Below are 16,280 nucleotides of genomic sequence, written 5' to 3'. Positions count from 1 at the left end.
GCCGGTGACGATGGGGCGAAGGGCTGCAGCGGCAGCCACGGCGACAGCGGTAGCGCTGGTGCTGGCGAGCTGTTCGGGCGGCGGCGGCGGCGACGACGACGGCACGGACGGCGGCGGGGGAGGCGGCGGCAGCGACCCGGACGCGACGCTGCACCTGTCGCTCTCGCAGGACGTCGAGACGCTGCTGCCGATGGACTCGAACGTCGGGGACAACATCTCGGTGCTCGACGTCGTCTACGACGGGCTGGTCCGGTACGACCCGAAGACCACCGAGCCGTACAACTACGTGGCCGAGAGCGTCGAGACCGAGGACAACACGGTCTGGACCATCACGATCAAGCCGGACCTGACGTTCCAGAACGGCGAGCCGGTGGACGCGGACGCGTTCGCCCGCGCGTGGAACTACGCTGCGTACGGCCCGAACGCCATGGCGAACAACTACTTCTTCGAGCGCATCACCGGCTACGAGGAGATGCAGGGCGAGACCGACGACGACGGGAACGTCACCAAGGAGCCCGAGGCCGACACGCTGTCGGGCCTGAAGGTCGTCGACCCGCAGACGCTCGAGGTCACGCTGACGGGCCCGTTCGCCGGCTTCGGGACCATGCTCGGCTACACCGGGTTCTTCCCGATCGCTCAGGCGTGCCTCGACGACATCGAGGCCTGCGCCGTCCAGCCGATCGGCAACGGCCCGTTCCAGGTCGAGAAGTGGGACCAGGGCGTGAACCTCACCGCCCAGCGCTGGGACGACTACACGCTCGAGGAGACGCCCGAGTACGGCACCATCGAGTGGACCGAGTACACGGGTGAGGACAACTGGCCGGACTTCCAGGCCGGCAACCTCGACTTCGCGGTGCCGCCGCCCGCCGAGCAGCAGGCCGCGGCGAACGACCCCGACCTGCAGGAGCGGTACGTCGAGGGTCCGGGCGCCGCGCTGACCTACATGGCCTTCCCGCTCTACGAGGACGGGCCGTGGGATGACGTCGAGTTCCGCAAGGCGATCTCGCTCGCCGTCGACCGGCAGGGCATCATCGACGCCCTCCTGCCCGGCCAGCGCGTGCCCGCCGACAGCTGGGTGGTGCCCGACGTCGTGCCCGGCGGCACCGGCGGCACGTGCGAGTGGTGCACCTTCGACCCGGACGCCGCCAAGGCGGCGCTGGAGAAGGCCGGCGGCTGGCCCGACGGCGAGAAGCTGACCATCCACCTCGGGCAGGACGCCACCGAGCAGGAGCTGTTCAAGGCGGTCGGCGACTCGATCCAGGAGACCCTCGGCATCCCGTACGAGCTCGACGCGACACCGGACTACTTCGCCCGGCGCGCGGCCCGCGACTTCGACGGCCCGTTCCGCGCCAACTGGTTCCCGGACTACCCGCTGAACGAGAACTACCTCGCCCCCGTGTACGGCAGCGGTGACGAGAAGAACGGCAACGTGGAGTTCGGGTACTACAGCGCGGACTTCGAGGCGGCGATCCAGGCCGGCGACGAGGCCGCGACGCTCGACGAGGCGATCACCCAGTACCAGGAGGCGGAGAAGATCCTCGCGGCCGACTTCCCGACGATCCCGCTCTTCGTCGCGCAGAACACCGACTACTACAGCGAGAACGTGTCGAACGTCGTGCTCGACCCGTTCAGCGGTGAGCCCAAGCTGCGCCTCCTCGAGGTCACGAACGGCTAGTCACCACGTCGTCGGTCGGGCCTGTCGGGACCGCGTCACAGGGTCCCGACAGGCTTGACCGGCATCACCACCAGAAAGTTCTGTGAATGGGCCGCTACATCCTGCGCCGCTCCCTCCTGGGGGTGGCGACCCTGCTGCTCGTGATGTTCGTGCTGCACCTGCTCACGACGTTCGCGATCCAGCTCAACGGCAACCCCGCCCTGGCGTTCTTCGGCGACAAGGTGCCGACCGCGTCGCAGCTCGCCGCGGTCGAGGCGCGCTACGGCCTCGACGACCCCTGCTACGACCAGACCGGCAACCCGTGCCTGGGCCCGTTCGTGGAGCGGCTCGGGCAGTACGCGCAGGGTGACTTCGGCACCAACCTGCGGGGCCGCGAGGTGACGGACATCGTCGCGACCGCCGCCCCGAACACGCTCAAGCTGTTCCTCGTGGTGACGATCGTGTGGTTCGTGCTCGGGATGGGGCTCGGCACGATGGCGGCGCGCCGGCGCGACCGGTCCGCGGACCACGGCATCCGGCTCACGTCGGTGCTCATCGACGCGTTCCCCATCTTCGTGCTGCTGCTCGTGTACCGGTACGTGTTCGCGGTGCCGCTGAACGGCTGGGCCGAGGACACGTTCGGTGCGGACAGCCTGCCCGCCCTGTGGTTCAGGCCGTCGTTCGACGACGACCACCCGTGGGCGACCCTGCTCGTGCCCGGCATCCTGCTCGGCCTGGCCGGGTCGGCGGCGTTCATCCGCCTGGTCCGGGCGAGCCAGCTCGAGTCGTACGCGGGTGACCACGTGCGCACGGCGCGCTCGCGCGGACTGAACGAGCGGCACGTCGTGACCCACCACGTGGTGCGCAACTCCGCGGTGCCGGTCGTGACCGCCGTCGGCCTGACGTTCACCGAGGCGCTCGCGGGCGCCGTCGTCACCGAGGGGATGATGAACATCTACGGCATGGGTGGGGTGCTCTGGGAGGCCGTCCGCGCCGCGGACGTGGCGCTCATCCTCGGCATCGTGACGATCCTCGCCGCGGTGACGGTCGTCGTGATGCTGGTCGTCGACATCGCCTACGCCGCCCTGGACCCGAGGATCCGTTATGCCTGACCGCACCGCACCCGAACCCACGGCGGCCACCACCACCCCGGACGCGCCGGCGGTCGACGCGTCGACGTCGCTCGGCGGGGACGCCTGGCGCCGTCTGCGCCGCCGGCCCGACGTGATCGCCGCGGCCGTCGTCGTGGTCTTCTTCGCCGTGATGGCGGCCTTCCCCCGGCTGTTCACCAGCACCAACCCGCAGAGCTGCGTCATCGGGAACTCGAAGATCCGCCCGCAGGGCCTCGGGTCGGAGCACCCGCTCGGCACCGACGTGCACGGGTGCGACCTGCTCGCCCAGCTCGTGCACGGCGCCCGTCCGTCGCTGACGCTGGCGTTCGTGGTGGTGGGCGCGTCCCTCGTCATCGGCGTCACGCTGGGCCTGCTGGCCGGGTACTACCTCGGGTGGGTGGACACGGTGGTGTCCCGCACGATCGAGGTGTTCCTCGTGATCCCGCTGCTGCTCGCCGCCCTGCTGCTCCTCACGCTGTTCCGCAAGGTGAGCGTGGGCGGCGGCACGTTCGACGTCATCCTCCTGCCGGCGGTGGTGCTGACCCTGTTCGGCTGGATGGCCTACGCGCGCTACGTGCGCGCGGCCACCCTCGAGGCCAAGAACCTCGACTACGTGACGGCGGCGCGCGCGCTGGGCGCCTCCGACCTGCGCGTCATGGTGCGGCACGTGCTGCCCAACGCGATCGGCCCGGTCACGGCGCTCGTGCCGACGGCGATCGCGGGCGTGATCAGCACCGAGGCGGTGCTGGCGTTCCTCGGCATCGGGGTGCGGCCGCCCGCCATCAGCTGGGGGATCATGATCACGAACGGTGCGGACTGGGTGACCGGCGGGTACGCGTACCTGCTCCTGTACCCGCTCGGGTGCCTGGTCCTCACGGTCCTGGCGCTCGTCGCCCTCGGCGACGCCCTGCGCGACGCCCTCGACCCGAGGCTCCGGTGACCGACGTGACGGAAACCCTGATCACACCGACCGACACCGAGCGGTCCGCCGGCGACGTGCTGCTCGAGGTGGAGGACCTGGCGGTCGAGTTCCGGTCCGACGACGGCGCGGTGCGCGCCGTCGACGGGCTCGGCTACCGGGTGGAGGCGGGCCGCACCCTGGCACTGGTGGGCGAGTCCGGCTGCGGCAAGTCGGTGAGCTCGCTGGCCGTGATGGGGCTGCTGCCCCCGACGGCGCGCGTCGTGCGGGGCACCGCGCGCTACCGCGGCACCGACCTGCTCGCCCTGTCGCCCGCCCAGCACCGGGCGCACTGCGGCACGCACGTCGCGATGGTCTTCCAGGACGCGCTGGCCGCGCTCAACCCGGTGCACACGGTGGGCTACCAGCTCACCGAGTCCCTGCGGGCGCGCACCGGGACGTCGCGGCGGGAGGCCCGGCGGCGCGCCGTCGAGCTGCTGGACCTCGTGAAGGTGCCGAACGCGGCGCAGCGGGTCGACGAGTACCCGCACCAGTTCTCCGGCGGCATGCGGCAGCGCGTGATGATCGCGTCCGCGCTGGCCCTCGACCCGGACGTGCTCATCGCCGACGAGCCGACGACGGCGCTCGACGTCACCGTGCAGGCGCAGGTGCTGCGGCTGCTCGCGGAGATCCAGGCGGAGCGGCAGATGGGGCTCGTGCTGATCACCCACGACCTCGGCGTCGTCGCGGGCGTCGCCGACGACGTCACCGTGATGTACGCGGGCCGGGCCGTCGAGCACGCGCCCGTGCGCGACCTGTACGCCGCGCCCGCGCACCCCTACACGCGGGCCCTGCTGCGCTCCGTGCCGCGGCTCGACACCCGCGCCGGCGACGAGCACGCCGTCGGCGGCCGGCTGCCCGTCGTGCCCGGCCGGCCCCCGGCACCGGGTCGCGTCCCGCCGGGCTGCTCGTTCCACCCGCGGTGCGACCTCGCGCAGGACGTCTGCCGCACCGACGAGCCGTCGCTCGACGACGTCGCCCCCGGGCGGACGTCGGCCTGCCACTTCGCCGCCGAGCTCCTGGGAGGCGCCCGTGCCTGACACCGTCACGACCGACCCCGCCGCCGCACCCGCGACGTCCGACGACGTCGTCCTCGAGGTGCGCGACCTGGCCAAGTCGTACCCGGTGCGCCGCGGCGTCGTCCTCAAGCGCACGGTCGGCCAGGTGCAGGCCGTGGACGGCGTCTCGCTGGCGCTGCGCCGCGGGCGCACGCTCGGCCTCGTGGGGGAGTCCGGCTCCGGGAAGTCCACGCTGGCGCGCGTCCTGGTCGGCATCGAGAAGCCGACGCGCGGGCAGGTGCTGGTCGACGGCGAGGACGTCTCGACGATGTCGCGCGCCGCCCGCCGCGAGCTGCGGCGCAACGTCCAGATGGTCTTCCAGGACCCGTACACGTCGCTCAACCCCCGCATGTCGGTGGGGGAGATCGTCGCCGAGCCGTTCCGCATCCACCGCGACGCCGTCCCGGCCGGCGGCCGGCGACGCGCGGTGGCCGAGCTGCTCGAGCTCGTCGGCCTCGACCCCGACCACGCCCACCGCTACCCGCACCAGTTCTCCGGCGGGCAGCGGCAGCGCGTCGGGATCGCCCGGGCGCTCGCGGTCAAGCCGCGGGTGCTCGTGTGCGACGAGCCCGTCTCCGCCCTCGACGTGTCGGTGCAGGGCCAGGTCATCAACCTGCTGGAGGACCTCCAGGACGAGCTGGGGCTCGCCTACCTGTTCATCGCGCACGACCTCGCCGTGGTGCAGCACATCGCCGACGAGGTCGCGGTCATGTACCTGGGCCGCGTCGTCGAGGAGGGCGACCGGCCCGCGGTGTATGACGACGCCCACCACCCGTACACGCGGGCGCTGCTGTCCGCGGTGCCCGTGCCCGACCCCACCGTCCGGCGCGACGACGAGCTGATGCTCGAGGGCGACCCGCCCTCGCCCGCCGACCCGCCGTCCGGCTGCCGCTTCCACACGCGCTGTTGGCTCGCCCACCGGCTCGCCGCGCAGGAGGGGGCCGTGCCGCCGGACGGTGACGACGGCGCGGACGCCGTGCCCGCGCGGTGCCGCACGGAGGACCCGGTGCTCGTGCCGCTCGGCCGGCTCGACGGCGAGGGCGACGTCGGCGCTCGTGGGGCGACGCCGCCGACGGCGCCGACGGTACCGACCGTGCCGCACGCCGCCGCGTGCCACTTCGCCCGGGAGGCGGCCGCGCTCGGCGGGCGCCCGACGGCGGGTGCCGCCGCCGTGCCCGAGACCGTCCCCGAAGGCCCCGTCCTCGAGAGCAGGGAGCGCTGACCGTGACCGACCGCCGACCGACCGTCGTCCTCGTCCAGAACTCGCCGCACAGCGGCCCGGGCCGCCTGCCGGGCTGGTTGGAGGCGGACGGCGCCACCGCCGTCGTCGTGCAGGGCGCGGACCTCGTGGAGCAGGTCCCGTCGCTCGCGGGCGGGGGAGCCGCGCCCGACGGGGTGGCCGGTCTCGTGCTGCTGGGCGGCGGCCTGCTGCCCGACGAGGACGAGCGGGCGCCGTGGCTGCCGCACGAGCGCGCGCTCGTCGCCGAGGCCCTGGACGCCGGCGTCCCCGTGCTGGGCATCTGCCTGGGCGGGCAGGTGCTCGCGCACGTCACGGGCGGCACCGTGACGGGCCGGTCGGGGGAGACGGAGAAGGGGCTGTGCCCCGTGCGCCTCCTCGACGACGCGGCCGACGACGCGCTGCTGGGACCGCTCGGCGGGCTGGCCGAGAACGGTGAGGTCCGCATGGTCGAGAGCCACGTCGACTCGATCACGGGGCTGCCGCCGCGGGCCGTGCACCTCGCGATGAGCGACGCGTGCGGTGTCCAGGCGTTCCGCGTGGGCGACGTCGCGTGGGGGCTCCAGTTCCACCCCGAGGCGGCGCCGGAGCGCATCGGCACCTGGGACGTCGACGAGCTCGCCGAGCTCGGCTTCGACCGCGACGAGCTGCTGGCCGCCGCCCTCGAGCGCGCCCCCGAGAACGAGAAGCAGGCCCGTGCGCTCGCGGCCGCGTTCGCCGCCGTGGTCCACGACCGCCGTGAGCACGGGACACGCCCACGACACGCCGAGGACCAGGGCCGGGACCACGCCCACCACGTCTCGGGGGTGCGCTGATGCCGAGCACAGGCACGCACTCCGACGGCGTCCCCGTCGTCGCCTACCAGGTGCGGCGCGCGGGGGGCGAGGTGCTCGCCGAGCGCGACGCGGACGCCCCGTTCTACGCGGCGTCGACCGTCAAGCTGGCCGTGCTGGTCGCGGCGGCCCGTGCGCTGGACGCCGGGGAGCTCACGCTCGACGAGGAGGTGGCCAGCACCGACACCTTCCGCTCCCAGGTGCCGGGCGAGCCCGACTACCGCATCGAGCCCGACGACCTCGACCCGGGCATGCCGCCGCCCGGCACGTCCATGCCCGTGGGGCTGGTGGTGGAGCGGATGATCGTCGTGTCGTCCAACGAGGCCACCAACATGGTGATCGACCTCGTCGGCCTCGACGCCTGCAACCGCGTCCTGGCGGACGTCGGGGCCGCCGCGAGCGTCGTCGGGCGCAAGTACAGCGACCTGGCCGCCGAGGCCCGCGGCGACTCGCACCGCACCACGCCGGCCGACCTGGCGGCGCTGATGTCCGCGGTCGTCACCGGGCAGCTCGCCGGGCCGGAGCGCACGCTCTGGATGATCGACCTGCTCGCGCGCCAGACCGACCGGCAGCTCACCGCCGCGGTGCCCGAGGGCGTGCCGTACGGCTCCAAGTCGGGCTGGGTGGACGGCATCCGGCACGACGTCGCGTTCGTCGGCACGCCCGGCCCGGGCGCCCTGGTCGTCGCGGTGTGCACCCGCGGCTACGACGAGTCGCACGCGGAGGAGGCGCTGCGGGCGCTCGGCGCCCTCGCGGTCACCCTGACGGAGGACCGCTAGGCGGGTCGGCGGGCCGGGCCGACGCCACCCACATCGCCGTGGCCATCGTGGCGAGCACCCCCGCGACGAGGGCCAGCGGCGTCGTCCAGCCGTGGGACGCCTCGTGCACGGCGCCCATCGTCGTGGGGGCGAGCACCGCGCACCCGTAGCCCGCCGTCTGCACCACCGCCGACGACCGGCGCGCCACCGCGACGCCCGGGCTGCGCTGCGCCACGAGCGTGAAGATGACGGTGAAGTTGCCGCCCTGGGCGGCGCCCGCCAGCCCCACCCACAGCCACCACAGCCCGGGCGCGAGGAGCAGCCCCAGCGGCAGGGAGATCCACATCGCCGCCATGAGGACCGCGACCGCGCGCGCCGACAGGCCGCGCGAGAACGCCGCCGGCACGAGGAACGACCCCAGCACCGCGCACAGCTGGAACGGGGCCGCCGCGCTGCCCGCGCCGGCGGCGGTCATGCCGAGCCGGTCGTGCAGGATCTCGGGCAGCCACGCCGTCACTGCGTAGTAGCCGAAGGCCTGCCCCGCGAACGCCACAGACAGGAGGACGACGAGCCGCCGGACGGCGGACCGGGCGTGCGCGTCGAGGGCGTCGAGCTCCGCGCGCGCCGACGGCGGCCGGACGCGGGCGCCGCCGTCCCCCCGCGGGGCCGAGGCCCGTCCCCGGGCGGCGAGCCGTCGCCCTGCGGGCACCCACGCCGCGAGCGCGACCACCGCGAGGACGCCCCAGCCCGCCAGCGCCCACTGCCAGCCGAACGCCGTCGCGAGGGGCACGGTGAGCATCGTGGTGAACGTCGACCCGAGGTTCATCGTCGCGCTGTACGCGCCCGTGACCGCGGCGGCCCGACGGCGGAAGTCGCGGGTGATGACCACCGGCACCGCGACGTTGCCGATCGTGATCGCGACACCGAGCACCGCGCTGCCGGCGAGCGCCGTCGGCACGGAGCCCGCCGAGCGCAGCAGGGTGCCCGCGAGGATCCCCGCCATCGAGGCGCCGAGCGCGAGCTCCGGTCCCAGCCGCGCCACCAGCACCGACGCCAGCGGCGTGCAGAGCGCGAAGCAGAGCACCGGGACCGAGGTGAGCAGGCCCGCACCCGCGGGCGTGAGCTGGAGGGCCGCGGCGACGTCGTCGACCACGGGCGGCAGCGACGTGATGGGGGCCCGCAGGTTGAGCGCGACGAGCAGCAGCGCCGCCAGCAGGAGGCCGGCGCGGGCGCCGTCGTCGCGGGCGGAGGGGGAGGGGTAGGACGTCACGCGGCGGGCATCTCCGGGCGGGGCGGCGTGGTGGGCACGGTGGGCACGCGGGTCACTCGTCGAACTGGGCGACGACGGTGCGCAGCAGCGCGGCGAGCTGCGGGCGCACCGCGGCGGGCAGCGCGTCGAGCACGCGGGCCTCGACGTCGAGCAGGTCGCTCATCGCCGCGTCGACCCGCTGCCGGCCCGCGGCGGTGAGCTGCACGAGCACGCCGCGTCGGTCGGACGGCGCGCGGTGGCGTTCCACCAGCCCGCGCCCCTCGAGCCGGTCGATGCGGTTGGTCATGGTGCCGCTCGTCACGAGGGTCTGGGCGACGAGGACGCCGGGGGACAGGCGGTAGGGCTCGCCCGCGCGCCGCAGCGCGGACAGCACGTCGAACTCCCACGTCTCCAGGTCGTGCCGGGCGAACGCGCCGCGCCGCGCGCGGTCCAGGTGCCGCGCCAGCCGGCTGACGCGCGAGAACACCGTCAGCGGCTCGACGTCCAGGTCCGGGCGCTCGCGGCGCCACGCGTCGACGATCCGGTCGACCTCGTCGGACCGTGCCTCCACATCCATGCGCCGAGACTACTCCCGGTCTCTCGACGTCAAGAATCTTGACGCGTGTGATCTGTGCCGAGGTAGTTCGCACTACCTCGGCGAGCTTCGCACTACCTCGCCTGAGGCTTCGGGCGCAGGGTGAGGGCCGCGACGACGGCGACGACGGCGACGACGGCCGCGGCGACGAGGAACGCGGCGTGCACGCCCGCGACGTAGGCGTCCTCGGCGGTCCGCGCCGCGACGGCGTCCAGCCCGGCGGGCACGGAGCCCTGCACGAGGCCCTGGTGGTCGCCGTCGTCGAGGCCGAGCCCGGCGGTGCCGGCGTGGACGTGGGCGGCGACGACGGCGGACATCACGGCGGTGCCGAGGGCGCCGCCGATCTGGATGCAGGTGGACTGGAACCCGCCGGCCACCCCCGCCAGGTGCACCGGCGCGGACCCGACGATCGCCTCGGCGCCCGCGGTGATGGTCATGCCGGTGCCCATCGCGAGGATGACGAACGCGGCCGCCATCACCCCGTACGGCGAGGTGGCCGTCGCGCCGAGCAGCACCAGCAGCCCCACGGCGGTGAGGCCGAGGCTCAGGGTGCCGGTGGCGCGGGTGCCGATCCGCGCCACGAGCAGGGCGCCGACCGGGGCCGACACGATCGACACGGCGGACATCGGGAGCAGCATGAGGCCGGCGTCGAGCGCGGAGGCGCCCCGCAGGTTGATGAAGAACATGGGCAGCAGGAACGTGGCGCCCATGAGGACGAAGAAGTTGGCGGCGATCATCAGCCCGCCGGTCCCGACCGTCGTCCCGCGGAAGAGGGACAGCGGCAGCAGGGCGTCGCCCGTGCGCGCCTCGGTGCGCCCCTCCAGGACGACGAAGCCGACGATGACGAGCACGCCGAGGCAGAGCAGTGCGAGGGTGCGGGGGTCGCCCCAGCCCCAGGCCTCGGACTGCACGATGGCGAAGACGGTGGCGACCAGGCCGAGCGCCAGCACGACGACGCCGCGCAGGTCGAACCGGCCCGTGGCGGGGAAGCTGGTGCGCGGGAGCAGGCACAGCCCGTAGACGAGGCCGACCGCGGCCACCGGGATGTTGACGAAGAACACCGACTGCCAGCCGGCGGCCGCCTCGAGCGCGCCGGCCAGCGTGGGGCCGACGGCGATCGCGATGGAGGAGACGCCGCCCCAGATCCCGACGGCCATGCCGAAGCGCTCGCGCGGGAACGTGGCCCGCAGCATCGCGAGGGTCTGCGGCATGAGGACGCCGGCCGCGACGCCCTGGACCACGCGGAACGCGATGAGCCCGGCGGCGGTGGTCGACAGCCCGATGGCGGTCGACGCGACGGTGAACAGCACGAGCCCGGCCAGGTAGAGGGTGCGGTGGCCGTACCGGTCGCCGAGCTTGCCCGCCAGGATCAGCGTGACGGCCAGCCCGAGCAGGTAGCTGTGCGTGACCCACTGCAGCTGGACGAACGTGGTCCCCACGTCGGCGGCGATCGCGGGGTTGACGATCGAGACGACGGTGGCGTCCAGGCCCACGAGGAACAGGCCGAAGGCGACCCCCACGAGCGTCAGCCCGGGGCGGCCGCGCAGCGGGCGACGTGCCGTCGGGGACGCGGTGGCGTCGGGGGCGAGGGTGGGGGCGCTGCTCACGGTGGCTCCTCGGAGGTGGTCGCGCGCCGCCGGGCGGCGGGCGGCTCGGGCAGAGAGATGCCCGGGCGGACCCGGGCAGAATGATTATGAAACTATAACTATCGAGACCGCCTAGGATCGGGCCATGCCCGACGAGACGATCGTCACGCCCGGCCTCGCCGACCTCGCCGACGCCGTCGTCGAGGTGGCCCGCCACCTGGACGTCCGCTCCCCGGAGCTGCGCGGCATCGTCCCGCTGACCGGCACCGAGGTGGCCGTGATCCGCGAGGTCCACCGCACGGCCCGCCCGACGCCGTCGCGCATCGCCGTCGCGACCGGGCTCGCGCGCAGCAACGTCAGCACCGCGCTGCGCACCCTCGAGGCGCGCGGGCTCGTGGTGCGCGAGCATGCCGACGGCGACCGGCGGACCGTCCGGCTGGTCGCGACCCCGCTGGCCGACGAGCACCTCGCCCGCATCCGCGACTTCTGGAGCCGCCGGCTCGGGGGCGTGCCCGACGACGTGCGCGACGCCGCGCTCGACGCGCTGCCGGCCCTCGGCGCGCTCGCGGAGGCCCTCGTCGAGCCCCGCGCGCAGGAACCCTGAACTACCTCGGCGGGGCCTGAACTACCTCGGCACGGTGCGAGCCACGTCGGCGTCAGGCGGGCTCGAGCCGGACGACGACCGCCTTGGACACGGGCGTGCGGCTCGTCTCCGCGGTCGCGCCCAGCGGCACGAGCACGTTCGCCTCGGGGAAGTAGGCGGCGGCGCACCCGCGCGCCGTCGGGTAGGCGACGACGCGCTGGCCGCGCAGCACGCGGTCGATGCCGTCGTGGTACTCGCCGTGCACGTCGACCGTCGCGCCGTCGGCGATGCCGAGCTCCGCGAGGTCGTCGGGGTTGACCAGCACGACGGAGCGGCCGCCCTTGATGCCGCGGTACCGGTCGTCGCGGCGGTAGATCGTGGTGTTGAACTGGTCGTGCGAGCGGATCGTCTGCAGCAGCAGGCGGCCGGGCGGGCACTCGACGGGGGCGAGCTCGTTGACGGTGAGGTGGGCCCGCCCGTCGTGGGTGGGGAAGGTGCGCGAGTCGCGCGGGCCGTGCGGCAGGCGGAAGCCGTTCGGGCGCCGCAGCTGGGCGTTGTAGTCCTCGCAGCCCGGCACGACGCGCGCGATGTGCTCGCGGATCACGTCGTAGTCCCGCTCCATCGCCGCCCAGTCCACGGGGCGGTCCGAGCCCGGGCCGCCGGGGCGGGCGCCGAGCACGGCGCGCGCCAGCCGCGTGACGATCGAGACCTCCGACAGCAGGCCCGGCGCGACCGGCTCGACCTTGCCGCGCGACGCGTGCACCGCGCAGACCGTGTCCTCCACCGACACGAACTGTTCCCCCGACGCCTGCCGGTCGACGTCGGTGCGCCCCAGCGTGGGCAGGATGAGCGCCTCCCGGCCGACGACGGCGTGCGACCGGTTGAGCTTCGTCGAGATCTGCACGGTGAGGTCGGCGCGGCGCACCGCCTCCTCGGCGGCGCCCGTGTCGGAGATCGCCCCGACGAGGTTGCCCCCCAGGGCCACGAGCGCTTTCACGCGCCCTGCGGCCATCGCCTCGACCGTGCCGACCGCGTCGAGGCCGTGCTGCCGGGGGACCCTGAGCCCGAACTCGGCGTCGAGCGCGTCCAGGAAGATGTCCGGCATCTGCTCCCAGATGCCCATCGTGCGGTCGCCCTGCACGTTGGAGTGGCCGCGGATGGGGGAGGCGCCCGCGCCGGGCCGGCCGATGTTCCCGCGCAGGAGCAGCAGGTTGACGATCTCCTTGATGGTCGGCACGGCCTTGGTGTGCTGCGTCAGGCCCATCGCCCACGTGACGATGACGCGCTCGGCGCGCAGGTAGCGGTCGGCGAGCTCGTCGATCTCGGTGCCCGTGAGGCCGGTCGCGGCCAGGACGGCGTCCTCGTCGAGGTCCGCCAGGTGCGCCCTGAGCTCCTCGAGCCCCGACGTGTGCGCGGCGAGGAACTCGTGGTCCAGCACCGTGCCGGGCGCGGCCGCCTCGGCGTCGAGCACCCGCTTCGACACCGCCTGCAGCAGGGCCATGTCGCCGCCCAGCCGGATCTGCAGGAACTGGTCGGCGAGCCCCGTGCCGCGACCCGCCAGGCCGCGCACCGTCTGGGGGTTCTTGTACCGCTTGAGCCCGGCCTCGGGCAGCGGGTTCACGGCGACGATGCTCGCCCCGTTCTCCTTGGCCTCCTCCAGGGCGGTGAGCATGCGCGGGTGGTTGGTGCCGGGGTTCTGCCCCATGATCACGATGAGGTCGGCCAGCGCGAAGTCGTCGTAGGTGATCGTCGCCTTCCCGACGCCGATCGTCTCGCCCAGGGCGGCGCCGGTGGACTCGTGGCACATGTTGGAGCAGTCGGGCAGGTTGTTCGTGCCGAACGCGCGCACGAACAGCTGGTAGACGAACGCGGCCTCGTTGGACGTGCGCCCGCTGGTGTAGAACGACGCCTCGTCGGGGGAGCCGAGGGCGTTCAGCCGGTCCGCGAGGATCGCGAACGCCTCGTCCCAGGTGACCGGGACGTAGTGGTCGGACCCGGCCGCCTTGTGCACCGGCTCGACGAGCCGCCCCTGCTGCCCGAGCCAGTGCTCGGTCCGGGTGAGCAGGTCCGAGACCGGGTGCTCGGCCCAGAACGACGGCTCGACGACGAGCGGCGTCGCCTCCCACGTCACGGCCTTCGCGCCGTTCTCGCAGAACTCGGCGGGCTTGCGCCGGTCCGGGTCCGGCCAGGCGCAGCTCATGCAGTCGAAGCCCTCGCGGTGGTTCATCGACAGCAGCAGGCGCGCGGTGCGCGTGGGCCCCATGTCGCGCAGCGCCGGGACCAGCGCGTGCACGATGCCGGGCACGCCGGCCGCCCAGTCCTTCGGCGGTCGGACCTCCTCCGGCTGCGGCTCCAGCGGCTCGCCCTCGTCCCGGACGTCCTCCGGCTGCTGCGTGGTCATGCGGCGTCCCCCCTCCGGTCGCGGTGCCCGCCGTCCTCGACGACGCGGTGGTCGCCGGCGTAGACGACGAGGGTCGGGTCGCGCACGAAGCCGACGAGCGTGAGCCCCGCGGAGTCCGCGAGCTCCGCGGCGAGCGACGACGGCGCGGAGACGGCGGCGAGCACCGGCACCCCCGCCATGACGGCCTTCTGCGTGAGCTCGAAGCTGGCCCGCCCCGACACCACGAGCACCGTGCCGCGCAGCGGCAGCATCCCCGCCGCGGCGGCCCAGCCGACCACCTTGTCGACCGCGTTGTGCCGGCCGACGTCCTCGCGCACCACCAGGGCCTCGCCGGTCGCGGCGTCGAACAGTCCTGCCGCGTGCAGCCCCCCGGTGCGGGCGAAGACGTCCTGCGCCGCGCGCAGCCGGTCGGGCAGGGCGGCCAGCAGGGCGGCCTCGACCCGGACGGCGTCGTCGGCGACGTCGAACGCGCTGCGGGTGAACACCGCGTCGATCGACGCCTTGCCGCACAGACCGCAGGCGCTGGAGGTGAAGAACTCGCGCGCGAGCGCCGGGTCGGGCGGCCGCACGCCCGTGGCGAGGGCGACGTCGAGCACGTTGTAGGCGTTCTCGCCCGGGGCCTCCTGGCCGGCACCCGCGCAGTAGCGCGCGCCGGCGACCTGCGCGCCGTCGGTCACCACGCCCTCCGAGACGAGGAAGCCGGTCGCGAGCTCGACGTCGTGCCCCGGGGTGCGCATCGTCACCGCGTACGAGCGCCCGCCCACGCGGATCTCCAGCGGCTCCTCGCCGGCGAGCAGGTCCTCGCGGCGCGCGGTGCGGCCGCCGATGGTGACGCGCCTGACGCGGCGTCGGACGGTGACGCGGGTCATACCCGCAGGCCTAGCAGACCCCCGCGCCGGGCACAACGGCAGCGCGTCGGGGCGACCCGCGCTCGACCTGCCGAGGACGCGCGACGCGCCTACGGTCGGAGGACCGGCTCAGACCGGGCCGGACGTGTTCAAGGAGGAGCACCATGGCAGACACGAATCGCGCGGTCGCGTACAAGGGGCCGGGCGAGGTCGAGGTCATCGACATCGACTACCCGACGTTCGAGCTCAAGGACGGCCCCGGGGTGAACCCGGCGAACGTCGGCCGGCAGGTACCGCACGGCGCGATCGTCAGGACCGTCGCGACCAACATCTGCGGGTCGGACCAGCACATGGTCCGCGGCCGCACGACCGCGCCGAAGGATCTGGTGCTGGGCCACGAGATCACCGGCGAGGTCGTCGAGGTGGGACCCGGCGTCGAGTTCGTCAAGGTGGGCGACCTCGTCTCCGTCCCGTTCAACATCGCGTGCGGGCGCTGCAAGAACTGCAAGGAGCGCAAGACCGGCATCTGCCTCAACGTGAACCCGGACCGCCCGGGCAGCGCGTACGGGTACGTCGACATGGGCGGCTGGGTCGGCGGGCAGGCGAACTACGTGCTGGTCCCGTACGCCGACTGGAACCTGCTGGTCTTCCCGGACAAGGACCAGGCGCTCGAGAAGATCATGGACCTGACGATGCTGTCCGACATCTTCCCGACCGGCTTCCACGGTGCCGTGACCGCGGGCGTCGGGGTGGGGTCGACGGTGTACGTCGCCGGGGCCGGCCCGGTGGGCCTCGCGGCCGCGACCGGCGCCCAGCTGCTGGGCGCGGCCGTCGTCGTCGTGGGGGACATGAACGCCGACAGGCTCGCGCAGGCCCGCTCGTTCGGCTGCGAGACCGTGGACCTGACGAAGGGCGGGCCGGCCGAGCAGATCGAGCAGATCCTGGGCGTGCCCGAGGTCGACTGCGCGATCGACGCCGTCGGCTTCGAGGCCAAGGGGCACGGGTCGGACTCCGGGCACGAGGCCCCGGCGACGGTGCTGAACTCGCTGATGGAGATCACCGCCGCGGGCGGCGCGCTGGGCATCCCGGGGCTGTACGTCACGGGCGACCCGGGGGGCATCGACGAGGCCGCGAAGAAGGGGTCGCTCTCGCTCAGCCTGGGCACGGGGTGGGCGAAGTCGCTGGCGTTCACCACCGGCCAGTGTCCGGTGATGAAGTACCACCGCGGGCTGATGCAGGCGATCCTGCACGATCGGGTGCAGATCGCGAAGAACGTCAACGCGAAGGCCATCACCCTCGACGAGGCCCCGCAGGGCTACGCCGAGTTCGACGCCGGCGCCGCGACGAAGTACGTCATCAACGCGAACGGCTACCTCGACGGCAAGTGACCTGTCGGGGCCACGCGCAC

At 74.0% G+C, this 16,280-nt stretch carries 14 protein-coding genes; 9 read left to right on the top strand and 5 right to left on the bottom strand.

All coding sequences use genetic code 11. The features are described 5' to 3' along the window. Positions 1-58 precede the first annotated feature (58 nt). The 7 genes from ACFVS0_RS04440 (at position 59) to ACFVS0_RS04410 (ending at position 7,631) form a co-directional block, all read left to right on the top strand. Complete coding sequence (locus tag ACFVS0_RS04440) at positions 59-1,675, top strand: ABC transporter substrate-binding protein (protein WP_430562434.1); 1,617 nt, start codon at positions 59-61, stop codon at positions 1,673-1,675. A gap of 86 nt (positions 1,676-1,761) precedes the next feature. Next, positions 1,762-2,766: an ABC transporter permease gene (locus ACFVS0_RS04435; RefSeq protein ID WP_430562433.1), complete on the top strand. Its 1,005-nt coding sequence runs from the start codon at positions 1,762-1,764 to the stop codon at positions 2,764-2,766. Beyond that, positions 2,759-3,706, top strand: a complete 948-nt coding sequence (locus ACFVS0_RS04430; RefSeq protein ID WP_430548765.1) for an ABC transporter permease — start codon at positions 2,759-2,761, stop codon at positions 3,704-3,706. Before ACFVS0_RS04435 ends, ACFVS0_RS04430 begins: the two co-directional genes overlap by 8 nt. Before the next feature lie 5 nt (positions 3,707-3,711). After that, entirely contained in the window at positions 3,712-4,764 is a 1,053-nt protein-coding gene (locus ACFVS0_RS04425) for an ABC transporter ATP-binding protein (RefSeq protein WP_430548766.1), read from the top strand. Then, on the top strand, positions 4,757-6,004 hold the full coding sequence (locus tag ACFVS0_RS04420; protein ID WP_430587274.1) for an ABC transporter ATP-binding protein: 1,248 nt from the start codon (positions 4,757-4,759) through the stop codon (positions 6,002-6,004). Before ACFVS0_RS04425 ends, ACFVS0_RS04420 begins: the two co-directional genes overlap by 8 nt. A gap of 2 nt (positions 6,005-6,006) precedes the next feature. After that, entirely contained in the window at positions 6,007-6,834 is an 828-nt protein-coding gene (locus tag ACFVS0_RS04415) for a type 1 glutamine amidotransferase (protein ID WP_430587273.1), read from the top strand. Further along, a complete protein-coding gene (locus ACFVS0_RS04410; protein WP_430584595.1) occupies positions 6,834-7,631 on the top strand; it encodes a serine hydrolase in 798 nt (265 codons plus the stop codon). The genes ACFVS0_RS04415 and ACFVS0_RS04410 overlap by 1 nt, the downstream gene beginning before the upstream one ends. Here ACFVS0_RS04410 and ACFVS0_RS04405 read toward each other — a convergent pair. From ACFVS0_RS04405 to ACFVS0_RS04395, 3 genes are all read right to left on the bottom strand, one after another. After that, the gene (locus ACFVS0_RS04405; RefSeq protein ID WP_430587272.1) at positions 7,609-8,880 is read right to left on the bottom strand and encodes a CynX/NimT family MFS transporter; all 1,272 of its coding nucleotides are present in this window, start codon (positions 8,878-8,880) and stop codon (positions 7,609-7,611) included. The two genes, ACFVS0_RS04410 and ACFVS0_RS04405, sit on opposite strands and share 23 nt — an antisense overlap. A 52-nt stretch (positions 8,881-8,932) precedes the next feature. After that, a complete protein-coding gene (locus ACFVS0_RS04400; RefSeq protein ID WP_430587271.1) occupies positions 8,933-9,436 on the bottom strand; it encodes a MarR family winged helix-turn-helix transcriptional regulator in 504 nt (167 codons plus the stop codon). A gap of 92 nt (positions 9,437-9,528) precedes the next feature. Next, entirely contained in the window at positions 9,529-11,061 is a 1,533-nt protein-coding gene (locus ACFVS0_RS04395) for an MFS transporter (RefSeq protein ID WP_430587270.1), read from the bottom strand. Between the two features lie 124 nt (positions 11,062-11,185). On the opposite strand from ACFVS0_RS04395, the gene ACFVS0_RS04390 reads away from it, so the two are divergent. Continuing rightward, positions 11,186-11,644 carry a MarR family winged helix-turn-helix transcriptional regulator gene (locus tag ACFVS0_RS04390; protein ID WP_430562429.1) on the top strand — a complete coding sequence of 153 codons (459 nt, stop codon included), beginning with the start codon at positions 11,186-11,188 and terminating at the stop codon, positions 11,642-11,644. A 52-nt stretch (positions 11,645-11,696) separates the two neighbouring features. Here the strand turns inward: ACFVS0_RS04390 and ACFVS0_RS04385 are convergent, their stop codons facing one another. Next, positions 11,697-14,024 carry an FdhF/YdeP family oxidoreductase gene (locus tag ACFVS0_RS04385; RefSeq protein WP_430587269.1) on the bottom strand — a complete coding sequence of 776 codons (2,328 nt, stop codon included), beginning with the start codon at positions 14,022-14,024 and terminating at the stop codon, positions 11,697-11,699. Further along, the gene (gene fdhD, locus ACFVS0_RS04380; RefSeq protein WP_430584598.1) at positions 14,021-14,893 is read right to left on the bottom strand and encodes a formate dehydrogenase accessory sulfurtransferase FdhD; all 873 of its coding nucleotides are present in this window, start codon (positions 14,891-14,893) and stop codon (positions 14,021-14,023) included. The genes ACFVS0_RS04385 and fdhD overlap by 4 nt, the downstream gene beginning before the upstream one ends. Positions 14,894-15,036: 143 nt before the next feature. Between fdhD and fdhA the strand changes: the two genes are divergently transcribed. Further along, positions 15,037-16,260 (top strand): formaldehyde dehydrogenase, glutathione-independent, encoded by a 1,224-nt coding sequence (fdhA, locus tag ACFVS0_RS04375; RefSeq protein ID WP_430562426.1) that lies wholly within the window; start codon positions 15,037-15,039, stop codon positions 16,258-16,260. The last annotated feature ends 20 nt before the right edge of the window (positions 16,261-16,280 follow it).

It is taken from the genome of Isoptericola sp. NPDC058082, assembly GCF_042885055.1.
Taxonomy (GTDB): domain Bacteria; phylum Actinomycetota; class Actinomycetes; order Actinomycetales; family Cellulomonadaceae; genus Isoptericola.
The sequence above is the reverse complement of the archived record's forward strand: the minus strand, read 5'-3'. Positions and strand labels throughout refer to the sequence as shown.